A 2,420-nucleotide genomic window follows, 5' to 3' on the forward strand; every position below is an offset into this window, starting at 1 on the left:
CTGGGCTGGCGCGCCAGCGTGGATCTGGCCGATGGCCTGCGGGAGACGCTCGATGGGGCCTGAGCTGCTGCTGGTGCCGGCGGTCGCCTTTGCGGTGGCCTGGGCGGTCACCTGGCTGTGCTGCCGGCCGGGGTCGTGGCTGCATTTTCTCGATCAGCCCAACGAGCGTTCGCTCCACGTCAAACCCACGCCGCGCACTGGCGGTGTCGGGGTGATGGCGGGGGTTCTGGCTGCCGGGCTGGTGCTTGCGCCGGGCGCTGCGCCGACGCTGCTGGCAGCCGTCGGCGGTGGGCTGGCGCTGGCGGCGGTTGGGCTGGTGGATGATCGACGCAGCCTGTCGGCGCGGTGGCGGCTGGTGGCGCAATTGCTGGTCGCGGCGGTGTTTCTGGCGCTCTTGAGGCCTGCGGCGGGCTGGGCCTTTGGCTTGCTGTGCGTCGTCGGGCTGGTGTGGATGGCCAATCTCTACAACTTCATGGATGGCTCCGACGGCCTCGCCGGGGGTATGGCGCTGTTCGGTTTTGGCACGCTGGCTTGGGCGGCGCTGGCTGCCGGGCAACCGGGGCTGGCGGCACTGGGCGCCGGGATCGCCGCCGCGGCGCTGGGCTTCCTGTGCTTCAACTTCCACCCGGCCAGGATATTCATGGGCGATTCGGGTTCGGTGCCGCTGGGCTTCATGGCCGGCGCGCTGGGGCTGGCCGGCCATGAAGCCGGCTCCTGGCCCTTGTGGTTTCCGCTGCTGGTGTTCTCGCCCTTCATCGCGGATGCGACGGTGACCCTGCTGCGCCGGGCCTTGCGCGGGGAGAAGATCTGGCAGGCCCACCGCACTCACTACTACCAGCGGCTGGTGCGGATGGGCTTCGGGCACCGGGGCACGGCACTGGCGGCCTATGCCCTGATGGCCGCGGCGGGGGGCTCGGCTGTTGCAGGCTTGCCACTAGGGTTCTCGCTGCAGTGCGTCATGATTACAATGTGGATATTCGTCTACATGATCCTTGGCTGGCTGATCGACCGCGCATGGCGCCGGTTCGAGGCCGCCGAGGCGCCCAGGCCTTGATCAAGAAAGTCTTTCACCCTTCGCTGGTCTATCTGTCCGACGTGGTCGGCGTGGCGCTGGCCTGGTGGCTGGCCTACCTCGTCCGCTTCAACTTCGATATTCCGTCGGAGTTCAACGCCGGCCTCTATCAGGGGCTGGCCGTCACGCTGGTGCTCCAGGGGCTACTGCTGCGGGCCTTCGGGCTGTACCGGAGCATCTGGGTCTTTGCGAGCCTGCCGGATCTCGTCTGCATTGCGCGGGCGGTGGTGGTGTCTGCGCTACTCACACCGCTGGTGGTGGTGGTCGCGGTGCGCTCCGCGCCGGAAGTGCCGCGGCTGGTCTTTGCGATGCAGCCGCTGCTGCTGGCCATGTACATGGGCGGCTCGCGGGTGCTCTACCGCACCTGGAAGGAATCCCGGCTTTATGGTGGGCTGCGGGCCCTCGGTCAGCCGGTGGTGGTGCTGGGTACCGGCGATGCGGCGGTGAGCCTGGTGCGCGAGCTCTCCCGCTCGGCCGAGTGGCGGGTAGTGGGCCTGCTCGACGACAACAAGGCCAACCAGGGACGCGAGGTTTACGGCTGCAAGGTGCTCGGCCGGATCGCCGATCTGGAGCGCATTGCGGAGGAATACAAGGTCGGCCACGCCATCATCGCGATGCCCAACGAGCGCCACGAGGTGCGCCGCAAGGTGGCCAGCGCCTGCGTTCGGGCAGGGGTGAAGGCGTTGATCGTGCCGGCCATCGCTGACGTGATGACCGGCCGCGTCAAGGTGAGCGAAGTGCGCAACGTGGACGTGGAAGACTTGCTCGGCCGCGATCCGGTGCGCATCCACACCGCCGAGGTGCGCGAATACCTGCGTGGCAAGTCGGTGATGGTGACCGGCGCCGGCGGTTCGATCGGCACCGAACTGTGCCGCCAGATCGCCCGCTACGAGCCGTCGATCCTGGTGTGCTTCGACATCAGCGAGTTTGCACTGTACCGGCTGTGCGAGGAGTTCGCGGTCCATTACCCGAACATCCAGCTGGTGGCGCTGGCCGGCGACGTGAAGGACGCGGTGCGGGTGGATGAGGTCATCACCCGCTTCCACCCCCACGTGATCTTCCACGCCGCGGCCTACAAGCATGTGCCGCTGATGGAAGAGGACAACGCCTGGCAGGCGGTGCGCAACAACGTGCTGGGCACCTGGCAGGTGGCGCGCAGCGCGGTGGCCTGCGGGGTGTCGCGCTTCGTGCTGGTGTCCACCGACAAGGCGGTCAATCCGACCAACGTGATGGGCGCCACCAAGCGGCTCGCCGAGAAGGTCTGCCAGGCCATGTCGACCGAGGGCAAAACCCAGTTCGAGATCGTCCGCTTCGGCAACGTGCTGGGCAGCGCCGGCAGCGTGATCCC

At 68.0% G+C, this 2,420-nt stretch carries 2 protein-coding genes; both read left to right on the top strand.

Translation table 11 applies throughout. The features are described from left to right. Positions 1–1,054 (top strand): glycosyltransferase family 4 protein (locus tag Q0672_RS02730; RefSeq protein ID WP_298619451.1); only part of this gene is annotated, 1,054 nt, incomplete at its 5' end. Further along, a partial coding sequence (locus tag Q0672_RS02735) for an SDR family NAD(P)-dependent oxidoreductase (RefSeq protein WP_298619452.1) occupies positions 1,051–2,420 on the top strand: 1,370 nt, incomplete at its 3' end. The genes Q0672_RS02730 and Q0672_RS02735, both read left to right, overlap by 4 nt.

This window comes from uncultured Zoogloea sp. (genome assembly GCF_937894855.1).
GTDB lineage: Bacteria > Pseudomonadota > Gammaproteobacteria > Burkholderiales > Rhodocyclaceae > Zoogloea > Zoogloea oryzae.